The sequence below is a fragment of the Enterobacter cloacae complex sp. 382A5 genome (assembly GCF_050031095.1).
Lineage (GTDB): Bacteria > Pseudomonadota > Gammaproteobacteria > Enterobacterales > Enterobacteriaceae > Enterobacter > Enterobacter cloacae.
Window position 1 is genome coordinate 4,081,528 of record NZ_JBLGVK010000001.1, and the last position, 14,377, is coordinate 4,095,904.

A 14,377-nucleotide genomic window follows, 5' to 3' on the forward strand; every position below is an offset into this window, starting at 1 on the left:
GGCTTAGTTCAGTTCAATGGCGAAGTAGTCACGCGCATTGTTAAAGCAGATGTTTCTCACCATCTCGCCAAGCAGCTGGATATCCGCCGGTGCTTCACCCGCGTGCACCCAGCGGCCAATCATCTGGCACAGAATGCGGCGGAAGTATTCGTGGCGGGTGTAGGAGAGGAAACTGCGGCTGTCGGTCAGCATGCCGACAAAGCGGCTTAACAGACCCAACTGCGCCAGTTGCGTCATCTGACGCTCCATGCCATCTTTCTGGTCATTGAACCACCAGCCGGAGCCGAACTGCATCTTGCCCGGCATCCCTTCCCCCTGGAAGTTGCCGATCATGGTGCCCAGCACTTCGTTATCGCGCGGGTTCAGGCAGTAGAGGATGGTTTTGGGCAGCAGGTTTTGCTCGTTCTGTTTGCTCAGCAGTTTAGAGAGCGCTTCGGCCAGCGGACGGTCGTTGATGGAGTCAAAGCCCACGTCCGCGCCCAGCAGTTTGAACTGACGCTGGTTGTTATTACGCAGCGCGCCAATGTGGTACTGCTGCACCCAGCCGCGACGGGCATATTCAGCGCCAAGGAAGACCAGTACCGCAGTTTTGAACTGGGCGACTTCATGCTCGCTCAGGGCTTCACCGGAGAGACGGCGCGCCAGAATGCTATCCAGCTCGGCTTCGTTAGATTCTGCAAACAGCACCACATCCAGGGCATGGTCAGAGACTTTACAGCCGTGTGCCGCAAAGTGATCCAGACGTTTGATCAGCGCACTCTGCAGGTCCGCAAAACGACGGATGTCGGTGTCAGAAACCTCGCCCAGCTTCACCATATAGTCGCTAAAAGTGTCGAGTTCGATGTTAAAGGCTTTATCCGGACGCCAGCTTGGCAGCACTTTGATATCAAACGCGGTGTCTTTTGCAATGACCGCGTGATGTTCAAGCGAGTCGATCGGGTCGTCGGTGGTGCCCACCATCTTCACGTTCATCTGCTTCATGATGCCGCGCGCGGAGAAGTTATCCTGAGCCAGCAAGTCGTTGCACTGCTCCCAGATCTCATCCGCCGTAGCCGGTGAAAGCAGCTTACCGGTAATGCCAAACGGACGGCGCAGTTCGAGGTGCGTCCAGTGATAGAGCGGGTTACCGATGGTCTGCGGCACGGTAGTCGCCCAGGCATCAAATTTCTCGCGGTCGCTTGCGTCGCCGGTACACAGGCGTTCAGCGACGCCGTTGGTGCGCATGGCGCGCCATTTATAGTGATCGCCCTTCAGCCAGATGTCATACAGGTTTTTAAAACGGTAATTGTCGGCAACCTGCTGCGGCGGTAAATGGCAGTGGTAATCAAAAATGGGCTGGTCTTTTGCGTAGTCGTGATACAGGCGGCGGGCAAATTCAGTGTCTAACAGAAAATCGTCGGTCATAAACGGTGTCATTATCGTCTTCCTCGTAACGGGAGCGGCAGAAAGCTTATGTTCAGATGCTGCAAAGTTATCACACCAATTTCCAGAATCTGAGGTTTTTTTCGTGAGTTGGATCAATAAACCCGGACAAAAAAATTACCCCGAATGAGGTAAACCCTTCTGCAGGCCGCGTCGGAACTGGCTTCGCCTGCGCCAGATAATGCCCCTACAAAGAATCATACATTTGTGATGTCACTCACCTTTTAAAGTTGTATGACAAGTTATCTTTTCGCCGTCGCAAACACGCAGCCGACGGAATGCATTACCGGTGTCAGACATCGGATTTAACGGTACGGAAACCGACTTATGCACGCTTATTTATGGCAAGGTTCGGGCCGTTCCGGGACGTTCTCCCGGTTACGCCCCTCCCGTTACACAGCCCTCCCCCAAACCGGTGAGAGGTTGCCGTGCCCTGGCACGGAAATAACATAACGATGAGGTTTTAGATGCGTAAAATTAAAGGGTTACGTTGGTATATGATCGCACTGGTGACGCTCGGCACCGTGCTGGGCTACCTGACGCGTAACACCGTGGCAGCCGCCGCGCCCACGTTGATGGAAGAGCTGCACATCTCCACGCAGCAATACTCCTACATCATTGCCGCCTACTCCGCGGCTTATACCATCATGCAGCCTGTTGCAGGCTATGTGCTGGACATTCTCGGTACCAAAATCGGTTATGCCTTCTTCGCCATCGCCTGGGCGGTGTTCTGCGGTGCAACGGCGCTGGCAGGCAGTTGGGGTGGCCTGGCGCTGGCACGCGGCGCGGTAGGTGCGGCGGAAGCGGCGATGATCCCGGCAGGGCTGAAAGCCAGCTCTGAGTGGTTCCCGGCAAAAGAGCGTTCTATTGCGGTCGGTTACTTCAACGTCGGCTCGTCCATCGGGGCGATGATTGCCCCCCCACTGGTAGTGTGGGCCATCGTCATGCACAGCTGGCAGATGGCGTTTATTATCTCTGGCGTACTGAGCTTTGCCTGGGCCATGGCGTGGCTGGTGTTCTATAAACACCCGCGTGACCAGAAAAAACTGTCTGAAGAAGAACGCGAGTACATCATTGGCGGTCAGGAAGCGCAGCACCAGACCAACAACGGCAAAAAAATGTCCGTCTGGCAGATCCTGGGGACCCGTCAGTTCTGGGGTATCGCGCTGCCACGTTTCCTGGCTGAACCGGCCTGGGGCACCTTTAACGCCTGGATCCCACTGTTCATGTTTAAGGTCTATGGCTTTAACCTGAAAGAGATCGCCATGTTCGCCTGGATGCCCATGCTGTTCGCTGACCTGGGCTGTATCGTGGGTGGTTACCTGCCGCCACTGTTCCAGCGCTGGTTTGGGGTGAACCTGATTGTTTCCCGTAAGATGGTCGTGACCATGGGCGCGCTGCTGATGATTGGCCCGGGGATGATCGGCCTGTTCACCAGCCCGTACGTGGCTATCGCCCTGCTGTGCATCGGTGGCTTTGCTCACCAGTCGTTATCCGGTGCGCTGATTACCCTCTCGTCTGACGTGTTCGGCCGTAACGAAGTGGCAACGGCCAACGGCCTGACCGGGATGGCCGCCTGGACCGCAAGTACCCTGTTCGCGCTGGTGGTGGGTGCGCTGGCGGATACCATCGGTTTCAGCCCGCTGTTCGCGGTACTGGCTATCTTCGACCTGATGGGGGCAGTCGTTATCTGGACGGTGCTGAAAAGCAAATCTGCCGACGAACTGGCGAAAGAGTCCCTCGGGAAACCGGCGACGCAGAGTTAGCATTGCTGTGCCGGGTGGCGCTGCGCTTACCCGAGCTATAAAACCAGCCGCCTCCGGGCGGCTTTTTTAATGGCAAAATCTGGAGAGTGGCATGCAAAAGTGGTATAACAAATCATCCGCCGTACCCTGCCTGGAGCGCATATGGAAATCACCGAACCACGTCGTTTATATCAACAACTTGCTGCCGAGCTGAAAGATCGCATCGAGCAAGGGGTCTATCTTGTCGGTGACAAACTCCCCGCTGAGCGCTTCATAGCCGATGAAAAAAACGTGAGCCGCACCGTGGTGCGTGAAGCGATCATCATGCTCGAAGTGGAAGGTTACGTTGAGGTTCGCAAAGGTTCCGGCATTCATGTGATTTCTAATCAGCCTAAACACTCGCCTGTTGCGGACGAAAGCCTGGAATTTGCCAGCTATGGTCCGTTTGAGCTGCTCCAGGCCCGCCAGCTCATTGAAAGCAACATTGCGGAATTTGCGGCAACCCAGGTGACCAAGCAGGACATCATGAAACTGATGGAGATCCAGGAGAACGCCCGCAAGGAAAAATGTTTCCGCGATTCGGAGTGGGATCTGCAGTTCCACGTTCAGGTGGCACTGGCAACGCAAAATACCGCGCTGGCCGCAATTGTAGAAAAAATGTGGACTCAGCGCGTTCACAACCCGTACTGGAAAAAACTGCACGATCATATCGATTCACGTACGGTGGATAACTGGTGTGACGATCACGACCAAATCCTCAAGGCGCTGATTCGTAAAGATCCCCACGCCGCGAAACTGGCCATGTGGCAGCACCTCGAGAACACCAAGCAGATGCTGTTCAATGAGACCAGTGACGACTTCGAATTTAACGCCGACCGTTATCTTTTTGCGGATAATCCTGTCGTTCACCTCGATACCGCGTCAAGTCAGGCAAAATAGTTTGCCTCCGTGCTGGCAGGCGCTTCGCTGCGCCTTCCCGCGCTTATGGGTAAGCAAAACATATATAGTGTCAGCCTTTGTAAATCCCCTCGCTCACTTCCAGGGCTTACGCCAAAATCATCACACCCTGCAAATTCTGTGACGCAGAACGTTGGGCTTTGTTACAATTGGATTCAATTCCTTATTTTGTAAGTTAGTGCTTGCTAACCAGCCAATTAACAGGGAACAGTGTTGGCCACACCGCAATGTGTCCGCGAGCGACCATAATGAAATCACAACAATGTCGCCGTGCTGTTTGTCCCGGATAACAGGCGTGACGTTAACCGATTTCCAGGAACACTGAATGGAACTTTTGACCCAACTACTGAATGCCCTCTGGGCTCAGGATTTCGAAACGCTGGCCAACCCTTCCATGATTGGCATGCTCTATTTTGTCCTGTTTATGATCCTGTTCCTTGAGAACGGTCTGCTGCCTGCGGCCTTTTTGCCCGGCGACAGTTTGCTGGTGCTCGTCGGCGTGCTGTGTGCCAAAGGGGCGATGGCGTTTCCGCAAACCATTTTTTTACTGACCGTCGCCGCCAGCCTCGGCTGCTGGGTGAGCTACATCCAGGGACGATGGCTTGGCAATACGCGGATCGTGCAGAACTGGCTTTCGCACCTTCCGGCGCATTATCACCAGCGGGCGCACCATCTTTTCCATAAGCACGGTCTTTCCGCACTGCTGATTGGCCGCTTTATTGCGTTTGTACGTACTTTGTTGCCGACCATCGCGGGTCTGTCAGGTCTCAGCAGCACTCGCTTCCAGTTCTTTAACTGGATGAGCGGCCTGCTGTGGGTGCTGATCCTCACCACGCTGGGCTATGCGCTGGGTAAAACGCCGGTCTTCATGAAGTATGAAGATCAGCTGATGTCATGCCTGATGCTGCTGCCTGTCGTCCTGCTGGTCTTCGGCCTGATCGGTTCGCTGGTTGTCCTGTGGAAGAAAAAATACGGAGCCAGGAGCTAACCATGGTTATCTCAGCGCTCTCCCTGCGTCGTTGTGCGTACGCACTAATCGCCCTGGTGCTTATCAGCGCCATGCTTCTGGTCTGGAGCGCGCTTTCGCATCAGGAATCTACGCTGGCCATTCGCCCGGTTAATCAGGGTGTCAGCGTACCGGATGGGTTTTCTGTCTGGCACCATCTGGATGCCAACGGGATCCGCTTTAAAAGTATTACCCCACAAAATGATGTGTTACTGATCAAGTTTGACTCCCGTGCGCAGAGCGCGGCCGCGAAAGTGGTGCTTGACCGCACGCTGCCGCAGGGATACATAATTGCCCAGCAGGACGATGACAGCCGGCCAGCGGCCTGGCTGTCGCTGATTCGCGATACGTCGCATCGATTTGGATAATTACCAGGATTCCGAATCTTTTCACTCACTTTGGTGAATCCCCCGTTTACTTACTATGCTTAAGTACGCGGAGCACCCCTCAAATGTTCTCCGCTTAGTCTGGATAGCGGCGTATGCCGCAACACAATGGAAGGTTTCGATAATGAAATTCCGCATTACTCTGGCTTTGGCCCTTTTATCTTTAAGCACTGCCTCCTTCGCCACTTCTCTCTGTCAGGAGAAAGAGCAGGATATTCAGCGTGAGATCGGTTATGCCGAAAAGCACAACAATCAGCATCGTGTTGAGGGGCTGAAAAAAGCGCTGAGCGAAGTGAAAGCGAACTGTTCAGACAGCCAACTGCGTGCCGATCACCAGAAAAAAATCGCTGAACAGAAGGACGAGATAGCCGAGCGTCGTCACGACCTGCAGGAAGCGAAAGAGAAAGGGGATGCGGAAAAAATTGCCAAGCGCGAGAGAAAGCTGAAAGAAGCGCAGGACGACCTGAAAGCGCTGGAAGCTCGCGATTATTGAGTTAACGGAAATCTCAACAGGAGAAAATCATGTCAAAAGATACGACGTCTGAACATCTGCGCGCTGAACTGAAATCCCTGGCTGACACCCTTGAAGAGGTGCTGAACTCCTCCGCCGATAAGTCAAAAGAAGAGGTCAGCAAATTGCGCAGTAAAGCGGAACAAGCGCTGAAAGAGAGCCGTTATCGCCTGGGTGAAACCGGTGATGCGCTGGCAAAACAGACCCGTGAAGCCGCAGCGCGTGCTGACGAATATGTTCGCGATAATCCGTGGACGGGTGTCGGTATTGGTGCCGCAATCGGTGTGGTACTGGGCGTACTGCTGACGCGTCGTTGATATGGAAGATCCTCGTCACGCACAAGGGCCTGCTAACAACGTCCTCGGCATCGGCCAGCGTATCTTAACGACGCTGGTCGGGATTGCCGAAACGCGCGTCCGGCTGGCAGTGGTAGAGCTGGAAGAGGAGAAAGCCAACCTCTTCCAGATGCTGCTGATGCTTGGACTGACCATGCTCTTCGCCGCGTTTGGTCTGATGAGCCTGATGGTACTCATCATCTGGGCCATCGATCCGCAATATCGACTCAACGCGATGATTGCCACCACCGTCGTTTTGCTGGTTGCAGCACTGATTGGCGGTATCTGGACGATGCGCAAAGCGCGTAAGTCCACTTTCCTGCGCCATACGCGCCAGGAGCTGGCGAACGATCGCGCTCTGCTGGAGGATGACAAGCCGTGAGCGATAAAGCCGAACGTGAAAAGCGAAAAGCCTTTCTGTTAAGCCAGATCCAGCAGCAACGGCTGGATCTGGCTGCCAGCCGCCGCGACTGGATTGACGCGACGCGTCGGTTTGACCGTGGCTGGAACACCTTCCTGAGCCTGCGTTCCTGGGCTCTGGTTGGCAGCAGTGTGATGGCTATCTGGACGATCCGTCATCCGAATATGCTGATCCGTTGGGCCCGACGCGGCTTTGGTGCCTGGAGCGCCTGGCGTCTGGTGAAAGCGACGATTCGCCAGCAGCAGCTTCGGTGATAAAAGCAAAACGGTAACCCTGGTTACCGTTTTTTGTTTTTACGCCCTCTCCCTGTGGGAGAGGGTTGGGGTGAGGGCACCAGCGCGCTCCTGCCCTTACTCAATATCTTTGAAAAAGATTGACAGTTTTCCTTGCTAACAATCGCCAACCGTCACGTTTATGATGCTCTCCATCGACAGCAAAGACGCGGTATCTACCCGAATTTGCAGAGAAATAATGTTCAGCCGCTGATGTGGTTTCCTGGAGAGTAAAATGAAAAAATTAGAAGATGTTGGTGTACTGGTAGCACGTATTCTGATGCCAATTCTGTTCATCGTTGCAGGTTGGGGCAAAATCACCGGTTATGCAGGTACCCAGCAGTATATGGAAGCCATGGGCGTTCCGGGCTTTATGCTGCCACTGACCATTCTGCTTGAGTTCGGCGGCGGCCTGGCGGTACTGTTCGGCTTCCTGACCCGTACCACGGCGCTGTTTACTGCGGGCTTCACCCTGCTGACGGCGTTCATCTTCCACAGCAACTTTGCTGAAGGCGTGAATTCCCTGATGTTCATGAAAAACCTGACCATTGCGGGTGGCTTCCTGCTGCTGGCTGTCACCGGCCCGGGCGCATACAGCATCGACCGCGTTCTGAATAAGAAATGGTAAGCACGCTATACTGAATAAACACAAAGCGAGGAGACCTCTCCTCGCTTTTGCTATCTGACGGAGGAGAAAAAAATGGGACAACTCGTAGACGGCGTCTGGCAGGATGTCTGGTATGACACCAAATCCACCGGTGGACGCTTCAAGCGCTCTGTTTCGGCCTTCCGTAACTGGCTTACCGCCGATGGTGCTGCCGGCCCGAGTGGCGAAGGTGGCTTTGCGGCCGAGAAAGATCGTTATCACCTCTATGTTTCCCTCGCCTGCCCGTGGGCGCACCGCACGCTGATTGTGCGCAAGCTGAAAGGCCTCGAATCCTTAATTCCGGTGTCGGTGGTGAACCCGCTAATGCTGGAAAACGGCTGGACGTTCGACCGTGATTTCCCTGCTGCGACGGGTGATGAACTGTATCATCACGATTTCCTCTACCAGCTTTATCTGCGCGCCGACCCGCACTACACCGGGCGCGTCACCGTACCGGTTCTGTGGGATAAGAAAAACCAGACGATTGTCAGCAATGAATCTGCGGAGATCATCCGCATGTTCAACACCGCCTTCGACGCCCATGGCGCGCGCGCCGGGGATTACTATCCGGTTGAGCTGCGAGACAAAATCGATGAGCTGAACAGCTGGATTTACGACAACGTTAATAACGGCGTTTACAAGGCCGGTTTTGCCACCAGCCAGGAAGCCTACGACGAAGCGGTCGGAAAAGTCTTTGAATCTCTTGAGCGTCTGGAGCAGATCCTCGGCCAGCACCGCTACCTGACGGGCGATCGTCTGACGGAAGCGGATATCCGCCTTTGGACGACGCTGGTTCGCTTTGATCCGGTCTATGTCACCCACTTTAAGTGTGACAAACACCGCATCAGCGATTATCTGAACCTGTATGGTTTCCTGCGCGACATCTACCAGATGCCGGGAATTGCCGAAACGGTCGATTTTGACCATATCCGCACCCACTATTTCCGCAGCCACAAAACCATTAACCCGACGGGTATTATCTCCATCGGTCCGTGGCAGGATCTGAATGAACCCCACGGGCGCGACGTTCGTTTTGGATAAATATTAAGGGCATCGTGAGATGCCCTTTTTTAATTCACAATCTCCATCTATCCTTACCTCGATCGCTTAGAAAACAAGTGATTGACTGATAAAAGAGGCAAGGAAATGGATTGGTATTTAAACGTACTGCGCAACTACATTGGATTTGGTGGCCGCGCGCGCCGCAAAGAGTACTGGATGTTCATTCTGGTGAACTTCATTTTTGCTCTGGTGCTGAGCATCGTGGATAAAATTCTGGGCTGGGAGTGGGCGAGTGGGGAAGGCGTCCTTACATCGATTTATGCCATCTTTATTCTTCTGCCGTCCTGGGCCGTACAGTTCCGCCGGCTTCACGACACGGATCGTTCCGCCTGGTGGTTACTGCTGCTGTTAATCCCGGTAGTGGGGTGGATTGTGATTTTAATCTTCAACTGTCAGAGCGGGACGCCGGGTGAAAACCGCTTTGGTCCGGATCCGAAGATCGGCGCGTAAATTTATGCCCGATGGCGCTTAGGCACATCGGGCTTACACTTTTATTTGTTGTGATGCGCAAAGAGCTTTGGAATTTCGCGCAAACACCACGACTTCGCTTCGCCCATGCTGTCGCGACGCCACGCCATAATGATATCCACTTCGCTGGTGTACTCCGGGCTGACGACGCGCAGACGCCCTTCAGCAATGTCTTTTTCAACAAACGGATACGGCATGGTCGCTACGCCCAGTCCTGCCAGCAATGCCTGGCGCTTATCTTCCAGCGATGTGACCGTCAGACGCGGCTGTTTATCCAGCAACTGCACCGTTAGCACCGGACGTTCGCGCGCGGTATCCGCAACCGCCACGCCCCTGTACTTCACGCGCGTCACTTCAGAAAGCGGCTCCGGCTCCTGGTGAATCGGGTGATTTGGCGCGGCGACGTAAACGTTCATCACGCTGTAGAGTTTACGGGAGTTGATCTCAGACGATGAACGGAAGTGCATATCCGGCGCAATCACGATATCCGCCCTGCCCGTCTCCAGACGCTCCCACGCGCCTGCCAGCACCTCGGTGATGATTGAAAGCTGCGTGTTCGCTTTGTCTGCCAGCCTGTCTACCAGCGGGAATAACGCCTCGGTAGGCACCAGAGCCTCAGTGACCAGCGTCAGGTGGGTTTCCCAGCCGCGTGCCAGCGCCTCGGCGTCCGTCGTCAGTTTATCCGCCGCTTCCAGCAGTACGCGACCACGTTCCAGCAACATCCGTCCAACGTTCGTGAATTTTGTTCGATGACCGGAACGGTCAAAGAGCACCACGTCCAGCTCTTCCTCCAGCTTTTGCATGGTATAGCTGAGCGCAGACGGAACGCGCCCCAGTTCATCTGCCGCGGCGGCAAAGCTGCCACGCCTGTCAATCGCGTCCATGACGCGAAGCGCCTCAAGCGTCAATGCTCTCTCTTTAGCCATCTCGTTCTCATTCAGGAAATTTGAACATACCGGGCAGAATATCTGGCTAACAATGAAGCGTCCATACCTTTACCATTGTTTAGTGTAAAGAGAGGTCAAGTTTATGATTACGACAAGAACAGCTAAACAGTGCGGACAAGCCGATTTCGGTTGGCTGCAGGCCCGCTACACCTTTTCCTTTGGACACTACTTTGACCCTAAACTCCTCGGTTACGCTTCACTGCGCGTGTTAAATCAGGAAGTGCTCGCCCCGGGCGCCTCCTTCCAGCCGCGTACGTATCCGAAAGTCGATATCCTGAACCTGATCCTGGAAGGCGAGGCAGAATACCGCGATAGCGAGGGCAATCATGTCCAGGCAAAGGCTGGCGAAGCGCTGTTAATTTCCACGCAGCCGGGCATTAGCTATAGCGAGCATAACCTCAGCAAAGACAAAACGCTGACCCGCATGCAGCTGTGGCTGGATGCCTGCCCTGAGCGGGAAAATCCGCTGGTGCAAAAAATCGATCTGCAGAGCGAAAAGCAACAGCTGATCGCTTCTCCGGACGGGAGCAAAGGCAGCCTGCAACTGCGTCAGCAGGTATGGCTGCACCATATTGAACTGAAGAAAGGTGAACAGGCGAGCTTCCAGCTTCATGGCCCGCGCGCCTACCTGCAATCGATTCACGGTACGGTGCATGCGGTAACGCACACGGAAGAGAAAGAGGCGCTCACCTGCGGCGACGGGGCATTTATTCGTGATGAAGCGAATATTACGCTGGTGGCCGATACGCCGCTGCGTGCGCTGCTGATTGATTTGCCGGTGTAGAGAATGCCTCACCCTAACCCTCTCCCACAGGGAGAGGGAACCGATCGAGCCCCTGAACTCGCTACACCTTACTCGCCATAATCTCAATAATCTGCCGGTCCGTTGCCTGCATTGAGCGGCACGCTAACGCGCACAGGTTAGAGATAGACTGCTCCACATCGTGCGCCACAATCCCTTCATTGCCCGTCACGGCAGACTCATCCAGCGCCATCATCACCGCTTTCCAGGCACTGCTGACGCTGGTTGAGACTTTCATCGCACAACTGTTTGACGCGCCGTCGCAAATCATCCCGCTGACGTCACCGATCATGCTGCTGATGGCCATCGCGATCGTTTGATAGTTTCCCCCCATCAGCCAGGCCATGCCGCCTGCCGCCCCCATCGCTGCGGTTGTCGCAGCGCACAGCGCCGACAGGCGCGGAAGCTGGGCGTGGATATAGATCGCCGAAAGATGGGACAGCATCAGCGCTCTGGCCAGCCGTTCCTCATCAGCCTGAACGTGCTCCGCCACAACCACTACCGGCATGGTGGCGGTGATCCCCTGATTGCCGGACCCTGAATTGCTCATTGCCGGAAGCGTAGCACCGCCCATTCGGGCGTCAGAAGCCGCGCTGGTGCGGATAACAATGTCCGAGCCAACATCCTTCGCCATCCATCCGCGCATACGCTGCTTATTCAGCGTCGCGCCAATATGCAGCCCCCATTTTCCGCTCAGCCCTTCACGAGAAAGGGCATCGTTAAGCTGCCCCGCCTGCAGAATAAAGCGGATCGCCTCACACGGAACCTGCTCCACGAACGTGAGGATCGCCGACAGCGTGGTGTGAGAGAACACCTCCAGCGGATCGTCACCCGCCTCTCCCGGCTGTTCATCACGGATGAAGCGTGTTTCGCCCTCACAGACCACCTCCACCACGCGAGTATGCCCGCCTGCGATGGTCACCATGGCCGAGGCCTCTCCGGCATAAACACAGGCGCGCGAATAGAGGATTTCCTCGCACGGCACCTGCAGTTTCACCTGGACCTGACCCGCATTGAGCAGGGCTTTGGCGCGTTCCAGCGCATCGGCTGACGCCCCTTTTAGCACCTCCAGCCCGGCGCGGGCATTCCCGCCCGTCGCTCCCAGCGCCGCCGCAATGGGTAGCCCGACCATGCCGGTGCCGGGTACCGTTACGCCAAGCCCGTTTTTCATCAGATTGGGCGATACCCATGCTTCAATGCGCGTTACCTCACCGGGCAGGTGCTCAGCGGCTATCGCACAGGCCAGCGCCAGAGAGATAGGTTCAGTGCACCCCAACGCAGGTTTAACCTCTTCCTGCACCGCGCGAATAAAATGATTCCATAAAGGGTTAGTTTGCTCAGACATCGTTACGACCTTAATTGCTCCTCAGGAGAATGCGAGGAAAGGAGAAACACAAAGCAGCAGCCCGGTAATGATGATAATCACCAGTGATACGCCTTTATATTTATGCAGGGCGGGCACCTTGTAGACCAGCCATGCAGGGATCAGACAGCCCACCATGCCGAAGATGGGGCTGCAAATAGACGTGAAGCTCAGCACCGGCGCGTTTAACACAATCGCGCTCCAGGCCAGCAGGATGGCGAACAGCATGATCCCACGCTGGACGGTGTTTTCATTGATTTTCTCTGCCGACATTTTGCGACGCAGGATGTTCATCACGATGCCCTGCGTGGCCTCGCGAAAACCAAGATAGACGCCGAAGAAGGCCGTCATAACAGCAAAAATATTGAGGATCACGCTGACGATTTTGACCCAGCCCGCACCCTCTCCGCTGATAAACTGCGCCGCAATCGCCAGGGCAGAGATGTTCTGCTCATAGGCTTTTACCGCTTCATCGTGCCCCATCGCCAGCGTGAAGGAGACGGCGTAGAAGAATACCGTCACAAACAGCACGCCAAAGGCGATATTCATGGCCCGTAGCGCTTTATGACGCGCCACCTCAACGGACTTTTCCCGTGAACGGTAGGAGATCACCATCGGGCTTAAGGTCTGAATAAACAGAATTGAGGTTAAGGTAAAGGGAAGCGTAATGATGGCATTTTTAATCAGCAGCCCCATCGGCGGCAGCATGCCTACGTTGGCTAAATGCCAGAGGCCAATCATCGACAAGCCCAGCGCGGCAACCACAAATAGCTTGGTCAACACCATCAGGCTGGAGACTTTAAACAGCAGCTTTTCACCGCGGGAAGAGATGGCCACCAGAATACAGATCAGCACTAACCCGTAGAACGGGTTTTCTGAGAGTAGCCCGTCGGTAACGCCAAAGGTCTGCAAATAAGAGGCGCTGTCGTTGGTAATGGCGGTGGAATAGACAAACATCCAGATGACCAGCATCACAAAATAGAGTGCGCCTAATAAGATGCCCCAGTTTTTCCCGAGATATCCACTAATGACGCTCGGATAATCTTTGCATTCCGGTGATTCCGCCAGCGTATTAATAAACAGGCGCTGGAATAAATACATCGCCGGATATCCAATCACGGACGAGAGCAAAAAGACCCACAGCCCCATTAATCCGACCTGCACCGGGAGAAAAACAATCCCCGCGCCGATGGCCATCCCGATACTCATGATGACCCAGCCCGTATCAGTACTGTCGAACTTGATCGCCTCGCGCCATTCGCTCTCACGCATTCCCGCCCGCCTTGCCGCGGGGGAATCATTCACAATCACACTGCTGTTTGTAGCCGTATCCATAAGGCACTCGCTTTTTTGTAGGGTAAGACATTGTTTTTATGTTGTTCTTATCGCCAGCGATAGCGAGTAAGAGGAGTGCAGGTGCGTATTATTGGTGTGGGAAAATAGTAACCGGAGCGAAGGAGAAAAAAGTCACAAGATAAATAAGGATATTCTTTTTTTAGAGGAAATTTTGCTTCGTGGTGAGGCTTTTTAGCGAGTAATTTCTAAAAGTGACGGCGATCAAGAAATAAATACCCGCGTCATGCGCGGGTACGACATTACTCTGCCAGCGCGTTAGCCATATCGGTTCTGATCTGTTTACGCTGTTCCGGCGTCAATACCTGGCTGACGTCGAAGTAATATTTCACGCGATAATAACGGGTTTGCTCCTCAATTTTACTGAAAGCGGCAAGCTGGCTTTTCACCGTACTTTCATCCCATTTACCCGCCTGGAACATGTCGATCAGTGCGCCGTTCTTCACGCCGGTCATCGGGATCATGCTGACATTTTGTTCCAGCTGTTTGTGGAGATCGTCAATCTTCTTAACCTGGTCATTGCTGAGCTTCAGGTGCTGTACCAGCGGATCCTGCGATGGTGCTGGAGCAGCTTCCACATTTGCGGCCTGCGCCGTGAAACTGCATGCCATCAGAGACGCAGCGACCACAGCAATACGGGTCATTTTCATCATCTTACTGTCCTTACATTCTGTTAGCGGG

At 54.6% G+C, this 14,377-nt stretch carries 17 protein-coding genes; 12 read left to right on the plus strand and 5 right to left on the minus strand.

All coding sequences use genetic code 11. The features are described from left to right. Positions 1-3 precede the first annotated feature (3 nt). On the minus strand, positions 4-1,416 hold the full coding sequence (gene uxaC, locus ACQG2G_RS19255; protein ID WP_348595944.1) for a glucuronate isomerase: 1,413 nt from the start codon (positions 1,414-1,416) through the stop codon (positions 4-6). 473 nt (positions 1,417-1,889) lie between these two features. Here uxaC and ACQG2G_RS19260 point away from each other — a divergent pair, with 473 nt between their 5' ends. From ACQG2G_RS19260 to ACQG2G_RS19310, 11 genes are all read left to right on the plus strand, one after another. Then, entirely contained in the window at positions 1,890-3,188 is a 1,299-nt protein-coding gene (locus ACQG2G_RS19260) for an MFS transporter (protein ID WP_029883511.1), read from the plus strand. Between the two features lie 141 nt (positions 3,189-3,329). Next, positions 3,330-4,106 carry a transcriptional regulator ExuR gene (gene exuR / locus ACQG2G_RS19265; protein ID WP_013098862.1) on the plus strand — a complete coding sequence of 259 codons (777 nt, stop codon included), beginning with the start codon at positions 3,330-3,332 and terminating at the stop codon, positions 4,104-4,106. Between the two features lie 343 nt (positions 4,107-4,449). Then, a complete protein-coding gene (gene yqjA, locus ACQG2G_RS19270; protein WP_013098863.1) occupies positions 4,450-5,112 on the plus strand; it encodes a DedA family general envelope maintenance protein YqjA in 663 nt (220 codons plus the stop codon). 2 nt (positions 5,113-5,114) lie between these two features. Further along, a complete protein-coding gene (mzrA, locus tag ACQG2G_RS19275) occupies positions 5,115-5,498 on the plus strand; it encodes an EnvZ/OmpR regulon moderator MzrA (protein ID WP_020689389.1) in 384 nt (127 codons plus the stop codon). 142 nt (positions 5,499-5,640) lie between these two features. Beyond that, positions 5,641-6,009 (plus strand): DUF1090 domain-containing protein, encoded by a 369-nt coding sequence (locus tag ACQG2G_RS19280; protein ID WP_020689388.1) that lies wholly within the window; start codon positions 5,641-5,643, stop codon positions 6,007-6,009. Positions 6,010-6,038: 29 nt separating this feature from the next. Then, a complete protein-coding gene (locus ACQG2G_RS19285; protein WP_013098866.1) occupies positions 6,039-6,344 on the plus strand; it encodes a DUF883 family protein in 306 nt (101 codons plus the stop codon). 1 nt (position 6,345) lies between these two features. Next, positions 6,346-6,744, plus strand: a complete 399-nt coding sequence (locus ACQG2G_RS19290; protein ID WP_013098867.1) for a phage holin family protein — start codon at positions 6,346-6,348, stop codon at positions 6,742-6,744. Further along, positions 6,741-7,037, plus strand: coding sequence for a YqjK-like family protein (locus tag ACQG2G_RS19295; protein WP_061771844.1), 297 nt, complete (start codon positions 6,741-6,743; stop codon positions 7,035-7,037). Before ACQG2G_RS19290 ends, ACQG2G_RS19295 begins: the two co-directional genes overlap by 4 nt. Positions 7,038-7,290: 253 nt before the next feature. After that, positions 7,291-7,683, plus strand: coding sequence for a DoxX family protein (locus tag ACQG2G_RS19300; protein ID WP_013098869.1), 393 nt, complete (start codon positions 7,291-7,293; stop codon positions 7,681-7,683). A gap of 72 nt (positions 7,684-7,755) precedes the next feature. Next, entirely contained in the window at positions 7,756-8,742 is a 987-nt protein-coding gene (locus ACQG2G_RS19305) for a glutathione S-transferase family protein (protein WP_029883513.1), read from the plus strand. A 105-nt stretch (positions 8,743-8,847) separates the two neighbouring features. Beyond that, positions 8,848-9,213 carry a DUF805 domain-containing protein gene (locus tag ACQG2G_RS19310; protein WP_013098871.1) on the plus strand — a complete coding sequence of 122 codons (366 nt, stop codon included), beginning with the start codon at positions 8,848-8,850 and terminating at the stop codon, positions 9,211-9,213. A 41-nt stretch (positions 9,214-9,254) separates the two neighbouring features. On the opposite strand, the gene ACQG2G_RS19315 is transcribed toward ACQG2G_RS19310, so the two are convergent. Beyond that, a complete protein-coding gene (locus ACQG2G_RS19315; protein ID WP_014885334.1) occupies positions 9,255-10,157 on the minus strand; it encodes a LysR family transcriptional regulator in 903 nt (300 codons plus the stop codon). A gap of 103 nt (positions 10,158-10,260) precedes the next feature. On the opposite strand from ACQG2G_RS19315, the gene ACQG2G_RS19320 reads away from it, so the two are divergent. Continuing rightward, a complete protein-coding gene (locus tag ACQG2G_RS19320; protein ID WP_013098873.1) occupies positions 10,261-10,962 on the plus strand; it encodes a pirin family protein in 702 nt (233 codons plus the stop codon). Between the two features lie 61 nt (positions 10,963-11,023). Here ACQG2G_RS19320 and ACQG2G_RS19325 read toward each other — a convergent pair whose 3' ends face one another. The 3 genes from ACQG2G_RS19325 to ACQG2G_RS19335 all read right to left on the minus strand — a co-directional run bounded on the left by ACQG2G_RS19325 (position 11,024) and on the right by ACQG2G_RS19335 (position 14,349). Next, the gene (locus tag ACQG2G_RS19325; protein ID WP_248766652.1) at positions 11,024-12,325 is read right to left on the minus strand and encodes a serine dehydratase subunit alpha family protein; all 1,302 of its coding nucleotides are present in this window, start codon (positions 12,323-12,325) and stop codon (positions 11,024-11,026) included. Positions 12,326-12,346: 21 nt separating this feature from the next. After that, on the minus strand, positions 12,347-13,678 hold the full coding sequence (locus ACQG2G_RS19330; RefSeq protein WP_058651406.1) for an amino acid permease: 1,332 nt from the start codon (positions 13,676-13,678) through the stop codon (positions 12,347-12,349). A 260-nt stretch (positions 13,679-13,938) separates the two neighbouring features. Further along, positions 13,939-14,349 (minus strand): Spy/CpxP family protein refolding chaperone, encoded by a 411-nt coding sequence (locus tag ACQG2G_RS19335; protein WP_020689383.1) that lies wholly within the window; start codon positions 14,347-14,349, stop codon positions 13,939-13,941. Positions 14,350-14,377: the final 28 nt, after the last annotated feature.

Bases quoted from the DNA above. Each gene is read 5' to 3' on its own strand.
- uxaC (WP_348595944.1), bottom strand. From the start codon at position 1,416: ATGACACCGTTTATGACCGACGATTTTCTGTTAGACACTGAATTTGCC.
- ACQG2G_RS19260 (WP_029883511.1), top strand. From the start codon at position 1,890: ATGCGTAAAATTAAAGGGTTACGTTGGTATATGATCGCACTGGTGACG.
- exuR (WP_013098862.1), top strand. From the start codon at position 3,330: ATGGAAATCACCGAACCACGTCGTTTATATCAACAACTTGCTGCCGAG.
- yqjA (WP_013098863.1), top strand. From the start codon at position 4,450: ATGGAACTTTTGACCCAACTACTGAATGCCCTCTGGGCTCAGGATTTC.
- mzrA (WP_020689389.1), top strand. From the start codon at position 5,115: ATGGTTATCTCAGCGCTCTCCCTGCGTCGTTGTGCGTACGCACTAATC.
- ACQG2G_RS19280 (WP_020689388.1), top strand. From the start codon at position 5,641: ATGAAATTCCGCATTACTCTGGCTTTGGCCCTTTTATCTTTAAGCACT.
- ACQG2G_RS19285 (WP_013098866.1), top strand. From the start codon at position 6,039: ATGTCAAAAGATACGACGTCTGAACATCTGCGCGCTGAACTGAAATCC.
- ACQG2G_RS19290 (WP_013098867.1), top strand. From the start codon at position 6,346: ATGGAAGATCCTCGTCACGCACAAGGGCCTGCTAACAACGTCCTCGGC.
- ACQG2G_RS19300 (WP_013098869.1), top strand. From the start codon at position 7,291: ATGAAAAAATTAGAAGATGTTGGTGTACTGGTAGCACGTATTCTGATG.
- ACQG2G_RS19305 (WP_029883513.1), top strand. From the start codon at position 7,756: ATGGGACAACTCGTAGACGGCGTCTGGCAGGATGTCTGGTATGACACC.
- ACQG2G_RS19310 (WP_013098871.1), top strand. From the start codon at position 8,848: ATGGATTGGTATTTAAACGTACTGCGCAACTACATTGGATTTGGTGGC.
- ACQG2G_RS19315 (WP_014885334.1), bottom strand. From the start codon at position 10,157: ATGGCTAAAGAGAGAGCATTGACGCTTGAGGCGCTTCGCGTCATGGAC.
- ACQG2G_RS19320 (WP_013098873.1), top strand. From the start codon at position 10,261: ATGATTACGACAAGAACAGCTAAACAGTGCGGACAAGCCGATTTCGGT.
- ACQG2G_RS19325 (WP_248766652.1), bottom strand. From the start codon at position 12,325: ATGTCTGAGCAAACTAACCCTTTATGGAATCATTTTATTCGCGCGGTG.
- ACQG2G_RS19330 (WP_058651406.1), bottom strand. From the start codon at position 13,678: ATGGATACGGCTACAAACAGCAGTGTGATTGTGAATGATTCCCCCGCG.
- ACQG2G_RS19335 (WP_020689383.1), bottom strand. From the start codon at position 14,349: ATGATGAAAATGACCCGTATTGCTGTGGTCGCTGCGTCTCTGATGGCA.